The organism is Streptomyces sp. NPDC048415, from assembly GCF_040651675.1.
In the GTDB taxonomy this organism is placed as follows: Bacteria; Actinomycetota; Actinomycetes; order Streptomycetales; family Streptomycetaceae; genus Streptomyces.
On the sequence record NZ_JBEZKJ010000023.1, the window covers coordinates 90114 to 113874 of the forward strand.

General features: G+C 69.4%; 16 protein-coding genes and 1 pseudogene. 8 read left to right on the forward strand and 9 right to left on the reverse strand.

Features of this window, described 5'->3' with window-relative positions; genetic code table 11:
- The first annotated feature begins 546 nt into the window (after nucleotides 1–546).
- Both AB0D27_RS17940 and AB0D27_RS17945 read left to right on the forward strand, forming a co-directional pair.
- Nucleotides 547–1545 (forward strand): DUF1259 domain-containing protein, encoded by a 999-nt coding sequence (locus tag AB0D27_RS17940; RefSeq protein ID WP_362509024.1) that lies wholly within the window; start codon nucleotides 547–549, stop codon nucleotides 1543–1545.
- Nucleotides 1545–2750: a cytochrome P450 gene (locus AB0D27_RS17945; RefSeq protein ID WP_362509027.1), complete on the forward strand. Its 1206-nt coding sequence runs from the start codon at nucleotides 1545–1547 to the stop codon at nucleotides 2748–2750. Before AB0D27_RS17940 ends, AB0D27_RS17945 begins: the two co-directional genes overlap by 1 nt.
- Before the next feature lie 545 nt (nucleotides 2751–3295).
- Here AB0D27_RS17945 and AB0D27_RS17950 read toward each other — a convergent pair.
- Nucleotides 3296–3448, reverse strand: a pseudogene (locus tag AB0D27_RS17950) (SDR family oxidoreductase); the annotation flags it as partial.
- Nucleotides 3449–3594: 146 nt separating this feature from the next.
- Here AB0D27_RS17950 and AB0D27_RS17955 point away from each other — a divergent pair.
- The gene (locus tag AB0D27_RS17955; protein ID WP_362509030.1) at nucleotides 3595–4443 is read left to right on the forward strand and encodes a class I SAM-dependent methyltransferase; all 849 of its coding nucleotides are present in this window, start codon (nucleotides 3595–3597) and stop codon (nucleotides 4441–4443) included.
- Nucleotides 4444–4607: 164 nt separating this feature from the next.
- On the opposite strand, the gene AB0D27_RS17960 is transcribed toward AB0D27_RS17955, so the two are convergent.
- The 5 genes from AB0D27_RS17960 to AB0D27_RS17980 all read right to left on the reverse strand — a co-directional run bounded on the left by AB0D27_RS17960 (nucleotide 4608) and on the right by AB0D27_RS17980 (nucleotide 11138).
- Nucleotides 4608–5798, reverse strand: coding sequence for an MFS transporter (locus tag AB0D27_RS17960; RefSeq protein WP_362509033.1), 1191 nt, complete (start codon nucleotides 5796–5798; stop codon nucleotides 4608–4610).
- A 490-nt stretch (nucleotides 5799–6288) separates the two neighbouring features.
- A complete protein-coding gene (locus AB0D27_RS17965; protein ID WP_362509036.1) occupies nucleotides 6289–6714 on the reverse strand; it encodes a peptidase inhibitor family I36 protein in 426 nt (141 codons plus the stop codon).
- A gap of 856 nt (nucleotides 6715–7570) precedes the next feature.
- Nucleotides 7571–7957, reverse strand: a complete 387-nt coding sequence (locus AB0D27_RS17970) for a barstar family protein (RefSeq protein WP_362509038.1) — start codon at nucleotides 7955–7957, stop codon at nucleotides 7571–7573.
- 214 nt (nucleotides 7958–8171) lie between these two features.
- Entirely contained in the window at nucleotides 8172–9893 is a 1722-nt protein-coding gene (locus AB0D27_RS17975) for a multicopper oxidase family protein (protein ID WP_362509041.1), read from the reverse strand.
- 672 nt (nucleotides 9894–10565) lie between these two features.
- Nucleotides 10566–11138, reverse strand: a complete 573-nt coding sequence (locus AB0D27_RS17980) for a hypothetical protein (protein WP_362509044.1) — start codon at nucleotides 11136–11138, stop codon at nucleotides 10566–10568.
- A 1285-nt stretch (nucleotides 11139–12423) separates the two neighbouring features.
- Between AB0D27_RS17980 and AB0D27_RS17985 the strand changes: the two genes are divergently transcribed.
- The gene (locus tag AB0D27_RS17985; protein ID WP_362509047.1) at nucleotides 12424–13167 is read left to right on the forward strand and encodes a CAP domain-containing protein; all 744 of its coding nucleotides are present in this window, start codon (nucleotides 12424–12426) and stop codon (nucleotides 13165–13167) included.
- Between the two features lie 558 nt (nucleotides 13168–13725).
- Here AB0D27_RS17985 and AB0D27_RS17990 read toward each other — a convergent pair.
- On the reverse strand, nucleotides 13726–14607 hold the full coding sequence (locus tag AB0D27_RS17990; RefSeq protein ID WP_362509050.1) for a helix-turn-helix transcriptional regulator: 882 nt from the start codon (nucleotides 14605–14607) through the stop codon (nucleotides 13726–13728).
- 90 nt (nucleotides 14608–14697) lie between these two features.
- On the opposite strand from AB0D27_RS17990, the gene AB0D27_RS17995 reads away from it, so the two are divergent.
- Entirely contained in the window at nucleotides 14698–15396 is a 699-nt protein-coding gene (locus tag AB0D27_RS17995) for an SDR family NAD(P)-dependent oxidoreductase (RefSeq protein WP_362509053.1), read from the forward strand.
- A gap of 623 nt (nucleotides 15397–16019) precedes the next feature.
- Here the strand turns inward: AB0D27_RS17995 and AB0D27_RS18000 are convergent.
- Nucleotides 16020–16235: a hypothetical protein gene (locus tag AB0D27_RS18000; RefSeq protein ID WP_362509056.1), complete on the reverse strand. Its 216-nt coding sequence runs from the start codon at nucleotides 16233–16235 to the stop codon at nucleotides 16020–16022.
- A gap of 390 nt (nucleotides 16236–16625) precedes the next feature.
- Between AB0D27_RS18000 and AB0D27_RS18005 the strand changes: the two genes are divergently transcribed.
- Entirely contained in the window at nucleotides 16626–17339 is a 714-nt protein-coding gene (locus AB0D27_RS18005) for a hypothetical protein (RefSeq protein WP_362509059.1), read from the forward strand.
- 625 nt (nucleotides 17340–17964) lie between these two features.
- Here the strand turns inward: AB0D27_RS18005 and AB0D27_RS18010 are convergent.
- Nucleotides 17965–18192, reverse strand: a complete 228-nt coding sequence (locus AB0D27_RS18010) for an MbtH family NRPS accessory protein (RefSeq protein ID WP_362509062.1) — start codon at nucleotides 18190–18192, stop codon at nucleotides 17965–17967.
- Nucleotides 18193–19695: 1503 nt separating this feature from the next.
- Here AB0D27_RS18010 and AB0D27_RS18015 point away from each other — a divergent pair.
- Both AB0D27_RS18015 and AB0D27_RS18020 read left to right on the forward strand, forming a co-directional pair.
- Nucleotides 19696–20094 carry an ATP-binding protein gene (locus AB0D27_RS18015; RefSeq protein WP_362509065.1) on the forward strand — a complete coding sequence of 133 codons (399 nt, stop codon included), beginning with the start codon at nucleotides 19696–19698 and terminating at the stop codon, nucleotides 20092–20094.
- Nucleotides 20095–20248: 154 nt separating this feature from the next.
- Nucleotides 20249–23623 (forward strand): pyruvate carboxylase, encoded by a 3375-nt coding sequence (locus AB0D27_RS18020; RefSeq protein ID WP_362509090.1) that lies wholly within the window; start codon nucleotides 20249–20251, stop codon nucleotides 23621–23623.
- Nucleotides 23624–23761 lie beyond the last annotated feature (138 nt).

The window sequence follows — 23761 nt, forward strand, 5'->3', positions numbered from 1 at the left end:
GCGGGGCTGCAGTCGCGGGCGCCGTCGAAGTGCGACGGAGGCGTCGTGACAGAGCGGTTCGGAATGGTGACTAGTGGACCTGCCTGCAGAGGTCATGGCCATCTCCGACCTCTCCTCCCTGCCCTGTGAGCAGCAGTTGCGCTGGCGTGGACAGCGCTGGCAGCCTCCATCGGTCGCAGATCTGGCAGTGACCGACTGGGAACCTTTCGATCCCTCCGTCACGAGTACATCCACACCCGCCTGCCCACCCGCAGCCGCCGTTCAGGACCGGCAGACCGCGTACGGAAGGCATCTTCCGCCACGATCCTGAGCGGAGCCGCGCGGTCCGCATGACCACACCACTCGGCGAGGCGTCACCCGTCGGCCGCCACGGCGTGGTCCGGCAGACGCTGGTTGGGATGGCCTCGATGGCTCGCGCGCCGAGCTGCGGTACGGCTGCCGTCCAAGGGCGGCAGCCAGTTACTAGCCCACCTGGCGGGATGTAACTGTGCCGATCAGCGGTCCACGTGGTCTCTCGTGCTTCCATCGCGCCAGGAGGCATATGACATGGCTGACGAGCGACAGCAGGACACCCGCTCCCGACTCACCGCGTCCCGGCGCCGAGTGCTGGCCGCGGCCGCCCTTGCGCCCGTACTCACCGGTGTGCCCGCCGGGGCCCGCGCCCTGTCCGCCGGACCGGAGGACCGCGCCCTGGTCGAACCGGTGATGACCAAGCTGGCGGACTGGGCGGACGTGGGCGAAGGTCTCGGCCGACCCGGTGACATGAGGCGGTTCATGTACCACACGGGCTTGCCGCGCCGGGACCTCACGGTCTTCTCCCGCGGCATCCGGATCAACCCCGCGCTCGCCCTGGGCACGCACATGTCCTTCGTCCGGTACGCAGACCACAGCACGCTTTTGATGGGCGACGCCGTGGTCACCGAGCGCGAACTGCAGCCGTTCACCGACGTTCTGCAGGAGCACGGGATCATGCAGACCGCCATCCACAAGCACCTGCTCGCCCACGAGCCGGATGTCTGGTGGGTTCATCTGCACGCCCACGGCCACGATCCGGTCGCTGTCGCCCGCGGTCTGCGCGCCGCATTCGACTGCACCGGCACCCCGCCCGCCGAACCCACCACCTCCTCGCCGCCCGTCGACCTGGACACCGCCGCGATCGACGCCGCCATGGGCGTCAAGGGCGCCACCGACGGCGAGATCTACAAGAGCACCTATGTCCGCCGCGAGACCGTGACCGACGGCCCTGTGATCCTGCCTCCGGGACTGGGCGCCACCACCTCCGTCAACTTCCAGCCGCTCGGCGGCGGAAGGGCCGCCCTCAGCGGTGACCTGGTCATGATCGCCAAGGAGGTCCAGCCCGCCCTCGTGGCCCTGCGGCGCGGTGGCGTCGAACTTGTCGAGGTGCACCACCACAACCTCACCGACGAACCACGCCTGTTCTTCGTCCACTACTGGGCCGTCGGCGATGCCGTCAGGCTTGCCACGGCCATTCGCCGGGCCGTGGACACCACCAACGTCGTACCCATGCCCGGAGGAGCCGGCTGATGACCGCGGACAACGAGACAACCATCTGCCCGTTCGACTTCAGCGAAGCCCTGGAGTTCGACCCTGCGCTCGCGGACCTCATGCACCGCGATTCCCCCGCACGCATCCGGCTTCCCTACGGTGATGCGGACGCCTGGCTGATCACCGGCTTCGACTCCGTGAAGCAGGTGACCACCGACCACCGGTTCAGCCGGGCGGGCATCATCGGCCGGGACTACCCCCGGATGACGCCGGAGCCCATCGTCTCGCCCGAATCGATCAACGTGATGGACCCGCCGCACAGCAGCCGTGTCCGCCACCTGGCCTCGCAGGCCTTCACCCAGCAGCAAGTCGACGGCATGCGGCACCGGATCATCCGGCTTGCGGATCTCCTGCTGGACGACATGGAGAAAGAGGGCCCGCCGGCGGATGTGGTCCAGCACCTCTCCAACATGCTCCCCCAGCACACCATCCTGGACCTTCTCGGCATCGAACGGGAGGAATGGCCCCGGATCCAGGAGTCCGTGCACCAACTGCTCGTCGTCGGTGCGGGCAACAAGGAGGCCGCGGGGAGTGCCAAGGTCGATCTGACGGCCTACTTCGCCAAGCTCGTCGAACAGCGCCGGACCTCACCCGGCCCGGACCTCATCAGCGCGATGGCCGCAGCGCGTGAAGGTGAGGAACAGCTTGACGACAAGGAACTGGCGGTCATGGCACTGATGCTGGCGCTCAGCGGCCAAGACACGGCGACCTGCCAGATCAGCAACATCACGTACCTGCTCCTGACACGTCCCGAGCTGAGGGAACACCTCAGGCGCCGGCCGGAGACGCTGACTGACGTACTGCAGGAGATGCTCCGCCACATCTCGTTCCGCAAGGGGGTCGGTATCCCCCGGGTGGCCCTTGAGGACGTGGAGCTGGATGGCGTACGGATCCGGGAGGGCGACTTCGTCCACGTGTCGTATCTGACGGCCAACCGTGACCCGGAGCGCTTCCCGGACTCGCATGCCCTCGACCCGAACCGGCCGTACCAGCCGCACATGACGTTCGGCTGGGGCGGACACCGGTGCATCGCGGTGCCCTTGGCCATGGCGGAGCTCGAAGTGGCGATCGGGCGCCTCTTGGAGCGCTTCCCCGGGCTGCGGCTTGCTGTGCCGCCGGAGGAAGTGCGGTGGGACACGGAGACGATCCGGCGCTTTCCGCTGGAGCTGCCGGTGGCTTGGTAGGAACGCCTGAATCGCGCCAGGCCAGATGAAGTAGTGCATCGGCTCGCTCGGTCAATGCGAGCACTTCAGGAGGGTGTGCACGGCCACGGCGTCCAGGCTGTCCGTGCTGCTCGCAGGCGACAGCAGCACGATTCGTCACGGAGGCGGCTGCGCCGCCCCGTTGACCTGCACAGTCATGAACTCCGCATCGCCACACCACTTCGCGGGATGCCACCGCCTGCAGGCGGGCAATGGCCACAGCTGCCGCCGAACCAGCACTTCACGCCGGACAGTCTCGAACGGACTGTCCGCGGCGGCCACTTGCGCGGCTCGGCAAGTAATCATCGGTGGTGACGGCGGCCGAGCTGCCACGCCTCCGCGCCGCGGCGGGACGCGCTGCGGCCACGGCGGACGACGCAGGCCAGGCTCTGCCGCCGGCAGGATGCTCACGTCCGGGCGGCCGATGCGACGCGTCGGTTCACCACCTGGGGTTCGGACGTGCTTGGGCCGCTGGATGGCCGACGCTTGCCGCCGCCCGGCGCGTGGAGGCAAGCCTCAGGGCGCGATTACGGCGGCGTGCTGCGGCCTCCGTCCGCGTCGAGGACAGCGCCGTGGACGAAGGCGGCTTCGTCGGCTGCGAGGTATGCGGCGGCCTGGGCGATGGAGTCCGGGGAGCCGATGACGCCGGCCGGATTGCCCTTCATCATGCCGGAGTGGGGGCGGGTTCGTCGGGCTTGCGGCCTCAGCCCGACAGGACCTGACTGGGCGCCCTCAGGCACATGGCAGGCCTCCAGTGCCTCAACCATCAAGCCGTGGAATCATCGGGCCGCTGAGTAGGCGCGCAATGCTGTGAAGAGTGGTGGGTGTGGTTGACAACTGGGAGTGGGATGACACGTTGTTCGCGGGCACGGCTGCCTACTACCAGTGTGGGAGGCTGCCTTATGCCGCCGGGCTGGCGGATGTGCTCGCTGAGGTCCTGGAGCTCGATGGGCGAGGGCGCCTCGTCGACGTGGGATGTGGACCGGGCACCCTTGCCCTGAGTCTGGCGCATTTGTTCAGCGAGGTCGTCGGCGTGGACCCGGACAGCGGAATGATCGCTGAAGCGGGGCGCGGGGCCGCCGAGCATGGCGTGACCGGGAAGATGCGGTGGGTGCGGGCCCGGGCCGAGGATCTGCCCGCAGGTCTTGGGACTTTCACCGTCGCGACCTTCGGCCAGTCCTTCCATTGGATGGATCGCGACTTGGTGGCGGCAACCATCAGGGACATGCTCCTTCCCGGCGGGGCGCTGGTGCACATCTCGGACTTGAAGACGGAGACCCGATCCGTCGACGGTCTTCCGTATCCGGCGGTGCCCTTTGCCGGAATGGACGAGCTGGTCAGGCAATATCTGGGACCGGTCAGGCGAGCCGGCCGCGGGGTGCTGCCCCAGGGAACACCCGGCGGTGAGGCCGCGGTGCTCACCCGGGCGGGATTCTCCGGTCCCCAGCGCCATGTCGTGCTGGGCGGGCAGGCACTGGAACGCACGAGTGACGATGTCGTCGCAGGGGTGTTCTCGATGTCGTACTCGGCTCCACGCCTGTTCGGCACGCGCCGCCACGAGTTCGAAGCAGACCTGCGTCACCTGCTGCGGGAGGTCTCCCCATCAGGCCGGTTCTCCGAACGCCAGCCGAGCACCGAGGTCTTCGTCTGGTGGAAGCGCCCCGCCGAATTGTGATCGAGCGGCCGGTGGGATGAGCTGCGACGTTTCCGATCCGCTGGTGAGGCGGCGGTTCTTGATGGTCATGCCGCGGCCACCTCACGCCGAACCCCGCGCGGCAGCCCGTCCGGGTAAGGGCCGAATCCGAAACAGGAGTGCAGGGTCACGGCGTCCCCACGCGCTCATGTCCTCGCCGGTACCGGCCGCCGGAGCAGGTAGACGGCCGCGGTCGAGACCAGGACGGCCATGCACGCGATGAACACCAGCCCCGCGCCCTCCAGGCCGATCGGGCCCACCAGTACCCCTACCCCGATCACGGGCACGGAGATACCCGCGTATGCCACCACGAACAGCGTGGAGATCACCGCCGCGCGCCGGTCCGCGGGGGACGCCTCGGCCACCGCGGACAGCGCCCCGCGAAACGCCAGCCCCTGCCCGCTCCCGCCGACGATCGCGCTCAGCACCACCAGCGACAGCAGGTCCCACCGCAGCGCGCCCGCGAGCAGCGCCAGCCCGGCGAGGAGTCCGGCACAGCCCAGTGGCAGCGATCGCCCCACCCCGACCCGGCCGACGGTCAACTGCCCGGCGGTCGAGGCGAAGAAGGCCAGCGCGACGACCAGCCCGCTCACGGCGTGGTTGTGCACGTTCAGGGACTGTGCGAGGAACGACGGGCTGACCGACGTGAACACCCCGAACAAGGCGAACCCCACGAACGAGGCGATCGCCGCCGGCCCGAACACCGCCCGCACCTGCGTGGGCAGGCTGGGCCGTTGCGGTCGTACGGTGCGCAGCGACCCCCGCTCCCGTACGGTCTCCGGAAGCCACAGCAGAACAGCGGCCGAGCAGGCCACCAGGGTGAGGTGCACGGCGAACGGCAGGTACAGCGGCCAGGGAGCGTACTGGGCGAGCACTCCGGCGAGCAGCGGACCGCAGCCCAGCCCGCCCATGTTGGCGGCCGTCGCCACGAACGTTGCCCGGGAGGCGCCGCCGTACGGTGCCAAGTCCATCACGTACGCCGTGGCAGCCCCGGTGAACAGACCGGCGGACAGTCCCGACAGCAGCCGCCCCGCGTACAGCCAGCCCAGCCCGGTGGCGCACAGGAAGCAGACGGCGCTCGCCGCCGCGAAGCCCAGGCCCCACAGCAGCACCGGACGCCTGCCCACGGCGTCCGAGGCGTTGCCCGCCAGCAGCAGTGCGCCGATGACCCCGAAGGCGTACACGGCGTACACGACGGTGACCGTCAGCTCGGAGAAGCCGAACTTCTCCTGGTAGAGGCCGTAGAGGGGAGTCGGCAGCGTGGTGCCGGCCATGCACACGGCGAACACCGCCCCGCTGAGCAAACACTGGCGCCACCCTCGGCGATCACCGTCCATGCCGCCGACGTTAACCCCGCACGCCGCCCCGGCCCGGCCCGGCGTGCCCGGCGCGCCGCCTTACGCGAGAGTCGATGGAGATCGACCCACCTGCAAAGCCGTTCCCCCATCACCTGATCCGCGTGTCGAGACCTGCACACCGCAAAGGACCGATCCGGATCGCGAGCCACATCATGGCGTCGAGACGGGAATCACGGTCCGCGGTTCTCTTGGCCGCATCGGTGTGTGTATCGGTTGCGGCGGCGAGGTCAGCGTCTGCCGCCTGGCACAGCCGGCGCTGCTCCTGCTCGGGATTTCCCCGACAGAGGCGGGCCAGACAGAGCTGCGCACGTTCCGACCGGAGCTGACCCGCTCGTGGAGAGAGCCGGTTCGCTGCCTCGCGTAGCCCGCAGGGGACAAGCCGTCGCCCTCGTCCGGCCTCGGCGGGTTGACGCCGGGGCCGGACGAGGGCGCTGGCCCGGCACGGTGGCCCGGTCCAGCCTGTGCCGGGTCAGCAGTTGTACGCGTACCAGACAGGCGAGAAGTTGTAGTTGGAGTATCCGTGGATCGTGCCGTTCACCTCTCGTCCGGGAATGCTGCCGATGACGGTGAAGGTGCTGTTCTTGAATGCGGCGACTGTTCCGACCGTCTGGTTGTTCCAGGCCGATCCGTACCCGTTCCACTGGGCCAGTCGGTAGTCGCGGCAGACGTAGAGGTCGAAGCGAGTGCCCTTGAAGTTCGGCTGGGTGTAGAGACAGAGCCGCCCGTAGGAGCAGTCCCCGCCGTCGCCCCTGGCCGGTACACCATCAATGCCTTCGACGGTCGCCTGTGAGTTGTCGTTCCCGCCCGACGGCGCGGCGGATGCTGAGCTTGCGAGACCGCCGGTGACGAGTGCCAGAGACGCCAGGATGAGCGCCGCGGCTTTGCGTAGTGTCATTGTTCCCCCTGTGCGTGATGGATCCGGTGAGCAAGATGGTTCCTTGCGCGGACACACATGGACAAACGTTTCGAGGAGCGTCGAAGGGTGCCGCGTCGGTGAACAGGCCGCCGGGTAACGGGCCGTGAGGCCGCCAGGGTCCTTGTCCGGACCTGTGGATCCACCAGGTCGACGGGGTTCTGATCGCAAGTGTCGCAGCGGACGGCGAGTTGGTCGTTGTGCGCGCTCGCGGATCCGCCGGGCGGGGCGGGTGTCCTGCTTGCGGGACGGTGGTCGTCCCGGGCGCAGAGTCCATACCTACGTCTGCTCGCGAACAGCGCGCTCGGCGACCATCCCGCGATGATCAAGTTACTGGTCCGTCGGTTCCGCTGTCGCGAACGCGCATGCGCGCAGAGGACGTTCGCCGAGCAGGTCTCGGGCTGACCTTCCGGCGCGGCAGGCGAACGAGCGGTCTGCAAACGGTGCTTGAGCGACTGGCGGTCCCTCTGGCGGAGCGCGCCCGTGCCCGTCTGGCGCCACGCTCTCGCGGTCCGGGCGAGCCAGTCGTCGCTACTGCGCCGTTTCGCGAGCTCCCAGCGCATCGCTCTGATCAGTCCGACCCGGGACCCGACCGCGTAGGAGTCGAACGGCAAGCGGCCCCATCTGGTTCCCTTGGACTCCGCCTTCTGGACGGTGCTGCAGCGGTGTCTGGCTCACTGCGAGGGACGGCGAACCAATCACCCGCATGTGATGGTCACCAAAGGAACAAGCTCGTCGGCGCGGCCTTCGGCATGCACCTCGAGGCGACATTGATCTATCTCGCCGACCACATCGACGAGGACCTTCTGTCGGAGCGATGAGGACCAGGCATTCCTGGTTACTGAAGCCGCAGGACGCCGGGGGCACGATCCTCGAAGATCTCGATCAGCCAGTCGAAGACGGTCGGCCCCCGCTCCTGACGCGTTGCAGTCAGGTCCGCGCTGACAGTAGGGCGGCTCGTGGGGTGGCATCGCGCGAGACGAAGTTCCAGCTGGCGAGCTGTCTCTGGGTATCCCAGATGTTCACGAGACGCCTCGTGGTCGCGCCACTTGCCCACGTAATCACTGTCGTCAGGCGCCCCGAATCCTCCGCCGAGGCAATCAGCGAAAGCATCGAGGTTCCTGCCGAAGTAACCCCCAGGACCATTGATCGCCTCACCGATGACTCGCCAGAAGTCCTCCAGCGTCCTGACCTGGGTGCCGTCCAGCACATATATCGCCGTCACAGCCCACGGGATCCGCGCGCGGAGGTGGCCCTGTCGAGACAGATCTTTGGGTGGTTCTCGTTTTCGAGCGTGACGCTCCCCAGTCCCCGGCTGAAAAGCCGTCACGGCGGCCCTCGCCACCACGCCCGCGACCACGTGGTGCGACCGTTCGGCGATGGCCCGCTTATCCACCTGCTCTTCGCGGGGGAGACGGGGCCGGCGGGGCGGTGCCTCGTCAGTTCCGGTAGCCGAGGATGGTCATCATGCCGGATTCGGAGTGGTACTGGTTGTGGCAGTGGAGCATCCACAGGCCCGGGTTGTCGGCGTTGAAGTCGACGACGAGTTTGCGGTGCGGCAGTACGAAGGCGGTGTCTTTGCGGGCTCCGGCCGCGCCTTGGCCCCTGAGAGCGAAGGTGTGGCCGTGCAGATGCACGGGGTGCCACATGTCGGTGGCGTTGATGAGGGTCAGGCGGACCCGCTCACCCTCTCGGATGGGGTGACGCTGTTTGACGGAATAGGGCCGGTGGTCGAAGCCCCAGTTGAACCGCCTCATGCCGCCGGTCAGTTTGATGCGCAGCTCGCGCTCCGGCTCGCGGTGGCACAGGGCTACGGATTCGTCCGGCACGAGCCGTCGGGCCGGCACGATCCGCCCGTCGAGCTCCGGCGGATGCGCTGAAGGCCGGGGGAGGGCCCCGCTGCCGGTGCGCAGGACTGCCAGCGCTCTCGCGTGCTTGCCCTCGGCCAGCGCGGTGAGCGGGAACACCCCGTCCTTGGCGGTGATCAGTACGTCATAGCGTTCGGCCATGCCGAGCAGCAGCGCGTCCGTCTGGGTGTGCTCGACCGCGTAGCCGTCCGTGTGCGTCACTGTCATCTCGTGGCCGCCCAGGGCCACCCGGAAGGCCGTGTCGCCCCCGGCGTTGATGATCCGCAGCCTGATGCGGTCGCCGGGGCGGGCCCGGAAAACCGAAGGCGCGTGGGGGAGGCGGCCGTTGATCAGATAGTGGGGGTAGTCGACGTTACCGCCCGCGCTGTGCAGCATGCGGCTGTGGGAGTCCCGCAGAACGCGGGAGGGGCCGGCCCACTCGTCCGGGTCGGACGCGTGCCCTCCGGCGGACATGTCGTGGTCGGCGCCGTCACGCGCTGCGCCCTCGTCCATGCCCATGCCGGAGTCCATGTCCATCGGCGCGCCCTTGCCGTGGTGCAGCTGCGCGAGCACCCTGTCGGGAGTGGAGCCCGCCACACCGTCCACCCAGTCGTCCAGGACGATGACCCACTCCTTGTCGTAGGACAACGGCTCTTTGGGATCCTCGACGATCAGCGGGGCGTACAGGCCGCGGTCGAGCTGCAGACCCGAGTGGGAATGCAGCCAGTACGTGCCCGGGTGCGCCACGGCGAAGCGGTAGGTGAAGTCCGCGCCCGGTCTGACGGCCTCCTGGGTCAGGCCCGGCACACCGTCCATGTCGCAGCGCATACGGACACCGTGCGAGTGCAGCGATGTCGCCACCGGCAGATGGTTGGCGAGCGTGAGGTCTAGGACGTCACCCGCAGTGATCCGCACCTGCCTGCCGGGCAGCATGCCGTCGTACGCCCATGTTCTGACGGTCTCTCCGCCCAGGTCGAGGGACGTCTCGGTGGCCGTCAGCCTGAACCTGCGCAGCGGCCCGGACCCGCGTTCCTTCTCGGCAGCGACGACCTCGGGATCGGAAGGGTTCACATATCCCCGGGGCCCCTGGGGGATGAAGGCGCCGCCGTGGCCGGCGGCCATCGGCCCCGAATGCGGTCCGGGCCCCGAGTGCGGAGGGGCCGCCGGGTGCGGGGCGGGACCGGCATGGGGGCCGGCCTCCGCGTGAGTGCCCGTGCCCGGGCGTGAGCCGGACCCTGAACAGGCCGCCAGGACTCCGGAGCCGGCGGCCATGATCGAGGCACCCAGCACGGTGCGCCGCGTATGTGTGTGCATGACTGAATAACACACGCTTTATGATGAAATGTGTACGAACTGGGGCGGCGCGTCTCATGAATTGCGTACCCCGCCCCACCGCCTTGGCTTGTACGCGCAGGGGACCGGCGGCGCTGTCGACAGCGCAAACGTCTGCCGACACTGTCCGCGCGTTCGGGTCGCAGGCCCCGCGGGGAGCCGGTGTCCGTGGAGGCGTGAACGGCACCCGAGACCCCCACCGCGCCAACGTGGCGCGCACCTCACCACACCGACATCAACACCAACACCAACACCAACACCAACGGAAACAGGGCGTGAGGTGCCTGGCTCGCTGTCCCGGCACGTTGGTGACGCGACGGTGGTCGGTGTCGCAGTGTCGGCGGAACCCTGGCACCGGGCCGTCTGATCCAACGCGCTGCCGGGCCGGCCAAGCGGTGGGAAGGCGAGCGCCAACGTTACGACGATCTTCGGAACTGCTACATAGGTGTCAACCGCAGTGCCTGCGACTGCCGTTACGCGCTGACCGACCATGCTGGTCCCGGACGGAGTCCTCGACGATGTCCGCGCCGTGACCGCGAAGATCACCTGCCTGTGCGCGTTGCCGCTGCGTCTTGAGGGCGGCGCCGTTCAGCCAGGTGACACCATCGAGCGGGCCAAGCCGCTACTGAAGAACCTGTGGCGCTCACTGCGTTGTTACGCCGTCGGGACGGCCCACTCGACGGGGTCGCGGCCTTCGACTGCGTAGATCACCTGGTCGGGGCGGGTGCCCCGTTCAACGGAGAACGTGATCTTCCCTCGGAGGCATGAGCCGGGCTTCACGGCGGCGCTGTAGGTGGGGTATTCGGGTTTGGGTACGCCGGTTCCGCTGAGCAGAGGGGCTTGGATGCGGGTGGAGTTGGGGAAGCCGAGGGACCAGGGCTTCTGGGAAGACATCACCGTGGTGCTGGTGGGGTCGGCGCAGAGTTTGACGTCGAGGGTGGCCCACGCGGGGTGCGGGAAGTCGGAGACGTCGTCGGGAAGGCCGATGTCCTTGGCCGGCTGGGTGTAGCCCATGACGGTCGTGGTGCCGCTGATGCGGCTGCCGTCGGTGTCGGTGTCGCTCCAGTGGTGTCCGGCGCCGATCTTGAGCGCCTCGGTGCGGGTGGCGGGGGTGGGCTTGGCTGCGACCTGCTTCGGCTTGGCGCCCGCCTCGGTGGTGTGGCCGGGGCCGGAGCAAGCGGTGGCGACGAGCAGCAGAAGGACGCAGATGGCTGTGCGGGCGTGCATGGTTCCCCCGGGACTGACGGGTGCTGAGGGTGCATCATGCGCCACGTGAAGGCTATGTGGGGGTGGTGTGGCTGTTTTGTGACCGATGGGTAGTGTTCGCCGCCTGGTCGCTGCGCTGTCCGTAGCCGAGGAGCCTTCACGCGCTCCTGAGGCATGCGGCTCGCCATCGTCGCAAGCGCCCAGCCGCAGGCCCGCGACCTCGAACGCGTCTGGGAGTGCAATAGGGTCCTCGCCCGCCGACGGCGCGGCCGGGCCGCTTGAAGTTCGTCCTGCGCGCCGAAAGGAACGTGGCGCCGGCGCCTGGGGAGCGACGGGGTGCTGGACGCTGTGCCGGAACTTTTGATCGCGGCATTCGCTGCGTGTTTGGGGGAAGGGCACGGGTGAGCGTTGTGATGTCGTTGCGCATGTCTTGCCGGCATCCCGGCGCCGGGTGGGCACCGCACAGCCTGTACAGGTGTAGACATCGCCGAGGGTGTGACGCCAGGGGCCTCAGGAGGCGGTGCGCGAGGACGGGGGCGATGTCCGCACGAACGAGTGCGGCGGCCGCGAAGCGCTCGACCCGGTCACGGGTCTCGTACCCGGCCTCCGGTACACCCTGCCGGCACGGCAGTCCGGCCCTGGCCTCGGCAACGTGCCCCCCGTGAATGCCCGTTGCTCCGCGTCCGCTCAGGCTTCCGTCTCATTTTGCGCAGCGGCGAGGGTGTGAGCTGGGGCTGCGCAGGCGTACGGCCGGCTGCGGCGGCATGCGGGGAAACACGCCAACTGACCAATTCGTGACGTTTTGTGGGACTGACGGCGCAGGCATCCAGCGCTGTGGGAGGGCCGTGCGGCCGGGTCGCAGGCAGCTTCGCCGCCTCGGCCGGCAAATGGTTGCGGCGGCTCGCAGTGACATCCATCACGCCGACTTCTTGCATCAACGCCGTTGGGTAGTACATGCCGCCCGGGCGATATAGGCAGACTTGCCGCCCGGAAACAGACATACGGCGCACATGTTCCGATGGCACGCGCCCCACTCGGTCCCTTCACGCCGTCCGCCGGGCACCTGGGCCCTCCTGACGGAGCGCCAGGCCTTGCCGCGCTCCGGTGAGCCGGGCCAGCACACCCATGCGCCCGATTCAAGGGCGTTCGAGGACTACGAGGCCAGGTAGTAGCGGCGCTCGTTGCCGCTCGCTCACACAGGTTTTAACAATGGCGGCCTCAGAAGGCGTCACCGCAGCTCAGGCACGGCATCCGTGCCGAGCCGACCCCACCGGAGACGCACCCGCGACGACCGAGCGAGGTCCACATGAGGAAGCACCGCAGGAAGACGCGGCACCGGCAGATAACCGTCGCTGCCGTCGTGCTGAGCGCGCTGGCAATACCGACCGCCGCCATGGCCTGTTGGAGCGATCCGGGCGCCCAGGACGCCGAGTCCTACCCTTCCGGTCACTGGAAGCACTGGAAGAGCGCGTCTTTGCAGGAGCAGTGGAAGGGCCGCGAGTGGACCTCGCAGCCCTCAGCGCCGGCTTCGCAGGCAGCCCCCGCGCCCGCCTCGACGGCACCCACCGCGCCGGCTTCGCAGGCACCCACCGCGCCCGCCTCGACGGCACCCACCGCGCCCAAGACGCCCACCGCCGTCGCCCCGAGCGCCTCCGGCTCCGCGGCCCCGGCATCCGGCGCCGTGGCTCGCATCGTGGCCCTGGTCAACAGCGAGCGCAGCAAGGTCGGCTGCTCCTCATTGACCCTGAACGCGAAGCTTTCGAAGGCCGCCCAGGATCACAGCGCGGACATGGCAAGCCACCAGAACATGTCGCACACGGGCTCCGACGGTTCGGATCCGGGCACACGGATCACGCGTGCCGGCTACATCTGGAGTTCCTACGGCGAGAACGTCGCGTACGGATACTCCACCCCCGAGCAGGTCATGGCAGGCTGGATGTCCAGCCCCGGCCACAAGCGCAATATCCTGGACTGCGGTTTCAAGGAGATCGGCGTCGGCCTGGCGCAACCGGGCAGCTACTGGACGCAGGACTTCGGCACGGCCCGCTGATCGGCCGCGGCGGCCCCGTACCCATCGCGACGTTCCTGGCCTTGCCGCGACCGCAACCCACCTGGAAAGGGGGCGGCGGCCCCGACAGCTCGGGCACCCGAGAGCCCTGCCGCCCCTTCGCCGCCACGGTCGAGGCGGCGCGGGCACGGCGTGCCGGATGGATTGGCGTCGGCTGCCTACGTACCGACACTCTTCGTCAGTTCCCTCATTTCCGGTCACCCTTGTAGGCCGGTGACATCGGGTGGGGTGATCGGTGTCCGGTCCGAATCCCCCTCCCAGGCCGGGGAACCTTGCGGCCTGGGGCGACGACTGGCTCGACGAGAACGTCGAAGGAGCGGCTCCGCGGCATGCCGAGGAACAACGGCGCGTGTTCTGGCCGGGCCCGAGGCCGGCGGTGCAGGGCGGGGCACGGCGTTCGCCGCCTCCTGCCGCACGCTCAGGCGCTCTTGGCCTCGACGGCGGGGCCGGATGAGAAGGCCATGCCTTGATAGCCGTCATCGGCGATGACCCGTGCACCGCGACAGGCCTGGTCGACGGTGATGCGGGTGTGGGCCGCGGTCAGAAGGTTGGCGCGGGTGCGCTGTCTGTGTCGGCAGCCATAGCGAGCCTCAACTTGGCCTCGTCCGCACTGCCGGGCAATGCAGTCAAGATCACGATCTTGAGGTCGGAATCGCCGTCGGTCAGGACATCGCAGTCCACTTCTACGAGCCCGACCTTGGGATGCTCGATCGTCTTGCGGTCCTCGCGGTGTGCGGCCACCGTGCCGCTTGCCCACAGCCGGGCAAATGTTGGATTGCCTGCGGTGAGCACCTGGATCAGCTCGGCAAGGCGCGCGTCATGGGGAAAGCGACCGGTGGCGCGGCGTAGGTCGGACACGATAGCGAGGTCTGAGCCGTCGCTGTTCTCAACGAACACCGGCCACGATGCGATGCGCACGTCGTCGGAACCGATCGGGAATCTCTCACGGGCGAAGTTGCGCAGTTCCGGTGGCGAGGTCGACGGGTCGCCGAGAAGCGCCGCCCACCCAGGGTTCCACCAGATCATCTGCCAGTCCGCGGCGAACACGGCGACCGCGACGTCTCCGAGCCGGTTCAGTACGCGGTGAACGCCCGGCGGGATGCGATCCGGGATCGGGTCGTCGTTCGGGGAGACCAGCCCAGCCATGCGATAGAGATGGTCACGCTCGGGGGTGGTCAGTCGCAGGGCGCGGGTGAGGGAGGCGACCACCTGTGCCGAAGGTGCCGTGGCCCGCCCCTGTTCCAGGCGCACCACGTAATCGACCGATACACCGGCGCGTTCGGCGAGTTCCTCGCGGCGCAGCCCGCTCGCGCGGCGTGTCCGGCCTGACGGCAGCCCCACGGTCGACGGGGACAGCCGCTCTCGCCAGGCGCGGATCGTCGCGCCGAGTCCAACCGCCTCTTTCGTCGCCATGTCGTCCATCCTGCCCCACTCCTCCTCGATCGTGGTACTGCCGTTCCTACGGTCAGAGCGTCCCTGGCAGGGCGCCGGTGCGGTGTGGACGATCGATGCATGACCACCACGTTCATCACCGGAGCCAACAAGGGACTCGGCTACGAGACCGCCCGCCGCCTCATCGAACTCGGTCACACTGTGATCATGGGAGCCCGCGATCCGGGAAGGGGCGCTGCGGCCGCCGCCACCCTGGGCGCGCGATTCGTCCGTATCGATGTCACCGACGACGCCTCCGTTGCCGCCGCGGCGACCGACGTCGCCGCACACGAAGGCGTGATCGATGTTCTGATCAATAACGCCGGCGTTCATGGTCCGCACGGCGATCCCGGCGACCTGACCGGCGCAGACGCTCTCAGCGTCTTCGATGTCAACCTCTTCGGCGTGGTCCGGACGACCACCGCCTTCCTCCCGCTGCTACGCCGGTCGCCCGACCCGGTCATCATCAACGTCAGCAGCGGAATGGGGTCGCTCGCCATCACCCACGACCCGTCGCGGACCGAGTCCTCCGTCGTCGCACCTCTGTACACCGCCTCAAAGGCGGCCCTCACCATGTTGACCACCCAGTACGCCAAGGGGCTGAAGGACATTCGCGTCAATGCCGCTGATCCCGGCTACACGGCAACCGATCTCAACGGCCACAGCGGCCCCCAGTCCGTCACCGAAGGCACCGACGCGATCGTCCGCCTCGCAACCGAAGAGCCCGGCGCCGGCTCGGGACGCTTCATCGACCGCACTGGCCCGATCGACTTGTCCTGAATCCGACATCACAACGACACGTCCGACCAGCCGAGCACACTAGCGGCCGGCCTCTGGCAGAGGGCTCGAAGTTTCCGCAGCCGCAGCCGGCTCGCGAAGTAACGAGCGTGCGCCTCGTAGTTCTCGCCCAGCGGATGCATCCCTCACCTCTCTTCTTACCAACCCGCCTTTACTAGTGAGTGGTTGAGGCTGGGAATGGTGTGCGGACGTAGAGAAGCTCCTGGTAGAGGAGCGCGCCAGGTCATCGAGGATTCCGGCGGCCGACTGCTACGGGCCTCGCCGGCGCTCCTCTCATCGGACGCGGCGCCGACCGGCGCCGTCCTGGAGCACCTCGGTGCCTGGGCGGCGTCCGGTGTCCCGGTGGCGTTCCCCTACGCCGTGGTCCTCGGGCACCTGCCTGGTGCGAGATGCACTACGAGATGCGCCGGCCGGGGCGGCCTACCTGCCGCTCGACCCCGACCACCTCATCCCATGCTCGCTCGTATTCCTCGGCACCGAGTGGGAATTTCACCTGCCGACCCCGAACCGACCGCAATCCATTTCCGGACGAGATCCTGCGCCGTTCGGACGGAACTCCCAAGTCACCAATATCCGGTCACGCTTGCCCGGTCACGCCCATTCGGTCACGCCCACGCGGTCACGGAACCACGTGACGCGGGCCGCCGGGCGAGCAGATCGCCGAGGGCCGGGCGCAGGGCGCTGCCGCGGTCGTACTCGTACACGAAGAGGCGGTTGCTCTCGTCGGGGTTCAGCAGGCGCTGACCGACGCCCCGGCCGCCCCGCACGATATGCCGCCGATGCCCGAACTGGTTCCCGGTGCACCAGCGCGGTGAGTTCACCGCCTGCCCGACCTCCCTGGGCCGCCCGACCTGACGGACCGGCAGGACAGGTCGGACCGGCAGGCTGGCCACGATGCGGCCCGAAGCCTTCCGCGTCTTCCGGGAGTTCACCGAGGGCGCGAGTGCCGCGCTCGCGGCACAGCAAGGGCTGCTCGACGAGGAGGCTGCGGGCGCCGCGCCGGCCGACTGAGCCCCTTCTGCCGGCGCCCCGTCGCTTACCACGGACGCGGCGACGGGCCGCCACCCGTCGGGTACCGTGAATTCGGGACTGCCGCAACACACGCCCCGTGCAACAGAGTTGCCCGCACACCGCAGGCATGGGACCGGTCCGACGACGCCGCTCATCCCCGCGGCCATGTGGTGGAAGAGCAGGAGACCTGTCCTTCCCGGATGTTCCGTGCACGAAGGACGGGCCGTCCGCGCGCGAACGACGCCGAATGCGGGCACCGGTCCGTCCTCGACGCCGCGCCGTCCCGCATACGGGCCGGGGAAGCGCAGTCGGCGGCCCCCACGTACCACGGCACGCGGGACCGCGGGCGCAACGGGCAGCGGGAGTGGGACGTGGACTTCGAATCAGCCTCGGTCGCGGGCGAAGCCGATCTGGACCTGTTCGTCAGGGACTTGGCCCTGTGTCTGTCGGTTCACCGGGACAGGAGCCCTGCGCTGGTCTGGCCGGACGGCATCGACGCCGTGACGGCGGCGGTACGCGGCGTGCCGGCCCGGAGCACGGAACCCGGCCCGGACGGGATGGAGGGGCCGGACGGTCCGGAAGTGGTCGTGTCCGAGACACTCGAACTGACCACCGCGCTGGGCGACTTGCTGGGCTGCGAGGTCGTCAGTTCGTTCATCGTGCTGCCCAAAGGCGCGCAGCGCGCCGACAACGCTGCGAAGACGGATCTGGTGCTCGTGCCTGTGCGCGGAAGCTGCGGCGGCCGGGTCGAGCCGTTCTCCCCCGCGCACGGCAGCACCGTGCTGGACCACGCCCTGGAGCTGCGGCTGCGGGTGGGGGAGGCACCCTACGTGCCCCGAGGATTCCTCTACACACTCAACAATGTGCACACGCCGTGCACGCTCCAGGTGCTCGCACAGCCGCCCGCGTGGTGACGCCGCGGCCGGAGGGAGGTGTCCGGAGAAGGGACGGCCGGGCCGCGGCCGGGTCCGCATGCCGCGTGCCGTCAGGTGGCGGGACCGCGCCGTCGCGACGGGCCGCCGCGGCGGCCCCGCCGACAGCCATGACGTACCACGCCGCGCGGGTGCTGCCGTGCAACAGCGCAGGCCACGCACCGAGTGGGCCGACCAGGGCGCCGAGCATCTGCGCGGCCGTCAGCTGGCCGTAGTCCCGCGCCACTTGCTCCGGTGAGCATGCTGCAGGCGCCGGGCCGGTCCGCGGCCAGGGGCCCGCGGACCGGTCGGCGATCAGCGCTGCGCCCGCCATGAGCAGGACGTCGGCTACGGCCAGAGTCCACCAAAGGTGAGGGTGGCGAAGGCCAGACATCCGGCGCTCCGCAGGACCGTGCCCTGCAGCGTCATTCAGGCGGTGCGGCACCGCTGGCTCCAGCGGCCTGCGGCGAGCTGCGCCAGGGCTCCGCCCGCCGCGGCCGCGGTCATCGCCGGCTGATCCGGTCCTTGGGCGACATCTCGGTCGAGGAGGATGAGCGTTTCCGCCGAGAAGGGGCCGAGCCGGCTCGCCTGGGCGAGGAAGGCCGTTGCCAGAATCGGACCGGTGCGCTCACCGCGCGGTGCCGGTGTCGGCAGCCATCGCCTCGGCCAGGCTCCTGGGGCGCAGGTCCGTCCAGTGTTCGCCGACGTACTCCAGGCAGTCCTGACGCGATCCCTCGGTTCGGGCGACCGTCCAGCCGACCGGTACCTCCGCGAACGCGGGCCACAGCGAGTGCTGGTTCTCGTCGTTGACGAGGACGAGGAAGGTGCCGTCCTGGTTGTCGAAGGAGCTGTTCATGGCGAGGTGTCTCCTTGGGTGTCATAGGTGGGACAGAGGTGTTCAGGGAAGGGAGGCCGCTGCAGCGGGCCGGGGTATTGACCAGCGCGGCAGGGCGGTGGAATGCCGGTCGGCCGAGGTGGCGTGCGAGGGCGCGTGGCGTACGCCGACCGAAGACCGCGCGTACCGGAAGCCGCGCGTCGAGACCGAGCGAGCGGACGCGGCCGGCGCGCCGCAACGCCCACAGGCAGTCGCCACCGAGCCCGAAGAAGTCGTCGTCGGGGCCACCGTGTTCGACGTCCAGACCGACCGCGTTCTCCATTCCCGCAAGCCCCGGGGGACGCAGCGACAAGGTCGCGTCGAAGACTACGTCGCGCCGCCCGGTCGTCTCGGCCAGGACCAGCGCCCAGGCGACCGGTGCTGAGCGTGACATCGACCGAGTCGGAAATGGCGGCGCTGACGCAGCCGGGCCCGGCACACCGGCCGGCGCCGGGGACCAGAAGGATGGGCCCGTCGAGTCCGTCGAGCGCCTCCCGCCACGCCTTCTCCGCGCTGCCCCGCTCCTGGGCCGCCTGCCAGGCCGGATCGTCCCGGACGGTCGCCACGGACAGCGGCCCTGGCAGCCGGTCGCCGCCGCTCTCCCCGAAGGCCCGCACCCCCCCGCCGGGGGCGCGGGCCTGGCATCCAGGCGACCAAGACCGCCGTGCCGCGTACAGCGCGAACGGGTCGCGCGGCAGAACCGGCATGGACCAGCCGTCGAGCACGATGGGGTGGATCGTCAGGAGCAGGGCCGGTCGGCGGCGAGGCTCATCACTGACGTTGTCGACGGGGGAATTCTGATTCAGCGAAGTTTGCCGGGAAGCTGACATGACTCCACCTCGGTCGGTGCTACGGGCGGTCGAGAGAGCTTGGAAAACCGTGAAGGTGTCGCGTCGCGTGAGACGTTCCGCAGGGCGCGGGCGCGTTCTAGATGATTTCCGCTGCGCGTTATCCGCTCAAGTCACGGAATGGCGTTACAAGGGGCGCGGCACCGGCCCCGGAATACGTCAGGTGGCAGACGGACTTCGCTGGCGCCCTTCGTTTTCTGACAGCCCGAGAGCGGGCCTGGTGCGTTGAGGCTCAAGCGCGCCGATGGCTGGAGGCCGGCGCGCGGAACCGGCGATGTGGTCCTCACGTTCTCGCCAACAGCACCCTTGACCGGCCTGAGCGAGCAGCGAGTTCGGCGCGACGGGCAGGAGCCGGTCGGGCCGCCTCCCGCGGTGGCCGCCGCGGCACCCGACCAGGGCCATGGCGAGCCGCGAGCCCGCGGAGCGCTGTAGAGGGACTGCGGCCACGATCAGTTGTCGACGCCGCAGCCCCCGCCGCGGCTCCGGCCGACAGGCCCATGCCGGAAGAGCCCCGGACATCGGATGCTCGGCGCCGGGTCGCATGAGCTCCGGTCGCTGGGATGCCTGGCGGGGCGACGGCCGGGTAGACGGAGTGTGTACGAGTGGGACGTGGACGGCATGGACGGGTGTGAGGTCGGTGGCGGTCAAGGCGATGGGCTGGGCCCACGCGTTCCCCGTGTCAGCAGGTGTGCGGGCGGGGCGGCAGTGGACACGCAGGCATCTGGAGTCCATGCCGTGGACCGCTGCTGAGCCGGATACGGTGGACGCTGTCGTGCTGACCGTGTCCGAACTGCTCACCAACGCTCATGTCCACGCGCACAGCGACGCGCATATCGTCCTCACCTGGGACGGCGACTGCCTGCATGTGAGCGTCCACGACGAGGATCCGACGCTGCCGCAGCAGCGTGATCCCGAGGCGGGTGCGGTGTCCGGCCGCGGAGTGGGGATCGTGCGGATGCTCGCGGACGAGTGGGAGACGACGTGTCAGCGGCATGGCAAGACGGTGACGGCGTGCTTTCGCCCCGGCCGGCGCTGACCCGCACGGCGGCTGAGCCCCGGTCAGGTGAACGACGCAACCACAAAGCCCTTCACGCGTGACGGCCGGAGTGTAAGTGGCCCACCTCATATGGCACGGCAGAGGCGTCACCGACACCATGGTCCTCGTCACCGGCAGGCTGAAGGGATCAAGAATGTTCCGCAAGGTGCTGGTCGCCAACCGTGGTGAGATCGCGATTCGCGCGTTCCGCGCCGGCTACGAGCTGGGCGCGCGAACCGTCGCCGTCTTCCCGCACGAGGACCGCAATTCGCTGCACCGACTGAAGGCGGACGAGGCTTACGAGATCGGTCAGCCGGGCCACCCGGTGCGTGCCTACCTCTCCGTCGAGGAGATCGTCCGTGCGGCGCGTCGGGCCGGCGCGGACGCGGTGTACCCGGGCTACGGGTTCCTGTCCGAGAATCCCGACCTGGCGCGCGCGTGCGAGGAGGCGGGCATCACGTTCGTCGGGCCCAGCGCGGAAACGCTCGAGCTGACCGGGAACAAGGCACGAGCGGTGGCCGCCGCGCGTGCGGCCGGTGTACCGGTGCTCGGCTCCTCGGCGCCCTCCAACGACGTCGACGAGCTGCTCCGTGCCGCCGAGGACGTCGGCTTTCCCCTGTTCGTCAAGGCGGTCGCCGGCGGCGGAGGACGCGGCATGCGTCGCGTCGAGGACCCCGCGACGCTCCGCGAGTCGATCGAAGCGGCGGCCCGCGAGGCGGCCTCCGCGTTCGGTGACCCGACGGTCTTTCTGGAGAAGGCCGTGGTCGACCCCCGCCATATCGAGGTGCAGATCCTCGCCGACGGGCAGGGCAATGTCATTCACCTGTTCGAGCGTGACTGCTCGGTGCAGCGCCGCCACCAGAAGGTGATCGAGCTGGCGCCCGCGCCGAACCTCGACCCGGCGCTGCGCGAGCGGATCTGCGCCGACGCGGTGATGTTCGCCGAGCAGATCGGATACCGCAACGCGGGCACCGTGGAGTTCCTGCTCGACCGCGACGGAAACCACGTCTTCATCGAGATGAACCCGCGCATCCAGGTCGAGCACACGGTGACCGAGGAGGTCACCGACGTCGACCTCGTGCAGGCGCAACTGCGGATCGCCGCCGGGGAGACGCTGTCCGACCTGAGCCTGGCTCAGGAGACCATCACGTTGCGCGGCGCCGCACTCCAGTGCCGGATCACCACCGAGGATCCGGCCAACGGCTTCCGCCCGGACACGGGCAGGATCAGCGCCTACCGCTCACCCGGCGGCTCGGGCATCCGGCTGGACGGTGGCACCACCCACGCCGGTACGGAGATCAGCGCGCACTTCGACTCGATGCTGGTCAAACTCACCTGCCGGGGGCGGGACTTCAAGACCGCGATCAGCCGCGCCCGGCGTGCGGTGGCCGAATTCCGCATCCGCGGCGTGGCCACGAACATCCCCTTCCTGCAAGCCGTCCTCGACGACCCGGACTTCCAGGCCGGGCGGGTCACGACGTCGTTCATCGAGGAGCGGCCGCAGCTGCTCACCGCACGGCACTCCGCGGACCGCGGCACAAAGCTGCTCACCTACCTCGCCGACGTGACGGTGAACAAGCCGCACGGCGAGCGGCCCGAGCTGATGGACCCGCTGACCAAACTGCCGCCCCTGCCCGACGGCGAAGCGGCCGCCGGCTCCCGGCAGCGGCTGGCCCAACTGGGCCCGGAGGGTTTCGCCAGGTGGCTGCGCGAGGCGCCGACCATCGGCGTCACCGACACCACGTTCCGGGACGCTCACCAGTCGCTGCTCGCCACCCGGGTCCGCACCAAGGACCTCCTCGCCGTCGCCCCCGTGGTGGCGCGGACACTGCCGCAGCTGCTGTCCCTGGAGTGCTGGGGCGGTGCCACGTACGACGTCGCCCTGCGCTTCCTCGCGGAGGATCCCTGGGAGCGGTTGGCCGCGCTCCGCGAAGGCGCCCCCAACATCTGCCTGCAGATGCTGCTGCGTGGCCGCAACACCGTCGGGTACACGCCCTATCCGACCGAGGTGACCGACGCCTTCGTGCAGGAGGCAGCGGCCACCGGCATCGATATCTTCCGCGTCTTCGACGCTCTCAACGACGTCGAGCAGATGCGGCCCGCCATCGACGCCGTACGTCAGACCGGAACGGCCGTCGCCGAGGTCGCGCTCTGCTACACCGCCGACCTGTCCGACCCGTCCGAGCGGCTGTACACCCTGGACTACTACCTCCGACTGGCCGAACAGATCGTGGCGGCCGGGGCCCACGTCCTGGCCATCAAGGACATGGCCGGGCTGCTCCGCGCCCCGGCCGCCGCGACCCTCGTATCAGCTCTGCGCCGTGAGTTCGACCTGCCGGTGCACGTCCACACCCATGACACCGCGGGAGGCCAGCTCGCCACGTACCTCGCCGCGATCCAGGCCGGCGCGGACGCGGTGGACGGCGCTGTGGCGTCCATGGCGGGCACCACGTCGCAGCCGTCCCTGTCGGCGATCGTGGCCGCGACCGACTACTCCGAACGGCCGACCGGGCTGGACCTCAAGGCGGTCGGCGACCTGGAACCGTACTGGGAGAGCGTCCGCAAGATCTACGCACCGTTCGAGGCGGGGCTGGCCTCGCCGACCGGGCGGGTCTACCACCACGAGATTCCTGGTGGGCAGCTCTCCAACCTGCGCACCCAGGCGATCGCGCTCGGGCTCGGCGACCGCTTCGAGGAGATCGAGGCGATGTACGCCGCCGCCGACCGGATCCTCGGGCGGCTGGTGAAGGTCACCCCGTCCTCCAAGGTGGTCGGCGACCTGGCCCTGCACCTGGTCGGCGCCGGAGTGGCACCGGAGGAATTCGAGGCGACGCCGGACAAGTTTGACATCCCCGACTCCGTCATCGGCTTTCTGCGCGGTGAGTTGGGCAATCCGCCCGGCGGGTGGCCGGAACCGTTCCGCACCAAGGCGCTGGCAGGCCGCGCCGACCCCAAGCCCATGCAGGAGCTGACCTCGGACGACCGTACGGGACTGGCTGAGGACCGGCGCTCGACGCTCAACCGCCTTCTGTTCCCTGGGCCGACGCGCGACTACGAAACACACCGTCAGAATTACGGCGACACCAGCGTGCTGGACAGCAAAGCCTTCTTCTATGGGCTACGCCCTGGGAAGGAGTACGCCGTCGACCTCGAGCCCGGCGTACGGCTCCTCATCGAACTCCAGGCCATCGGCGAGGCCGACGAACGCGGTATGCGCACCGTGATGTCCACCCTGAACGGCCAACTGCGGCCGATCCAGGTACGCGACACCGCGGCGGCCTCCGAGGTTCCGCCGACCGAGAAGGCCGACCGGGCCAACCCCGGCCACGTGGCCGCTCCGTTCGCCGGAGTGGTGACGCTCGCGGTGGACGAGGGTGATGAGGTGGCGGCAGGTGCCGTGATGGCCACCATCGAGGCGATGAAGATGGAGGCCGCGATCACCGCCCCGAAGGCCGGAAAGGTCTCCAGGCTGGCCATCAACAGGATCCAGCAGGTGGAGGGCGGCGATCTCCTGGTCGAGATCGCATAAGCCGTCGTGCGCGCCGGCAGTCGAACGTGCCGAGTCGGTGGCGCCGTCCCGGACATCGCGCTCGCCGCTCGGCATGACCTGAACCTGGCCGAGCGGCGGACGTGCGCCGCACGGGCAGGGGCGCATCTACGGGGATGT

Bases quoted from the DNA above. Each gene is read 5' to 3' on its own strand.
- AB0D27_RS17940 (WP_362509024.1), top strand. From the start codon at position 547: ATGGCTGACGAGCGACAGCAGGACACCCGCTCCCGACTCACCGCGTCC.
- AB0D27_RS17960 (WP_362509033.1), bottom strand. From the start codon at position 5,798: ATGGACGGTGATCGCCGAGGGTGGCGCCAGTGTTTGCTCAGCGGGGCG.
- AB0D27_RS18005 (WP_362509059.1), top strand. From the start codon at position 16,626: ATGTTCCGTGCACGAAGGACGGGCCGTCCGCGCGCGAACGACGCCGAA.
- AB0D27_RS17985 (WP_362509047.1), top strand. From the start codon at position 12,424: ATGAGGAAGCACCGCAGGAAGACGCGGCACCGGCAGATAACCGTCGCT.
- AB0D27_RS18020 (WP_362509090.1), top strand. From the start codon at position 20,249: ATGTTCCGCAAGGTGCTGGTCGCCAACCGTGGTGAGATCGCGATTCGC.
- AB0D27_RS17980 (WP_362509044.1), bottom strand. From the start codon at position 11,138: ATGCACGCCCGCACAGCCATCTGCGTCCTTCTGCTGCTCGTCGCCACC.
- AB0D27_RS17975 (WP_362509041.1), bottom strand. From the start codon at position 9,893: ATGCACACACATACGCGGCGCACCGTGCTGGGTGCCTCGATCATGGCC.
- AB0D27_RS18010 (WP_362509062.1), bottom strand. From the start codon at position 18,192: ATGAACAGCTCCTTCGACAACCAGGACGGCACCTTCCTCGTCCTCGTC.
- AB0D27_RS17990 (WP_362509050.1), bottom strand. From the start codon at position 14,607: ATGGACGACATGGCGACGAAAGAGGCGGTTGGACTCGGCGCGACGATC.
- AB0D27_RS17965 (WP_362509036.1), bottom strand. From the start codon at position 6,714: ATGACACTACGCAAAGCCGCGGCGCTCATCCTGGCGTCTCTGGCACTC.
- AB0D27_RS17945 (WP_362509027.1), top strand. From the start codon at position 1,545: ATGACCGCGGACAACGAGACAACCATCTGCCCGTTCGACTTCAGCGAA.
- AB0D27_RS17995 (WP_362509053.1), top strand. From the start codon at position 14,698: ATGACCACCACGTTCATCACCGGAGCCAACAAGGGACTCGGCTACGAG.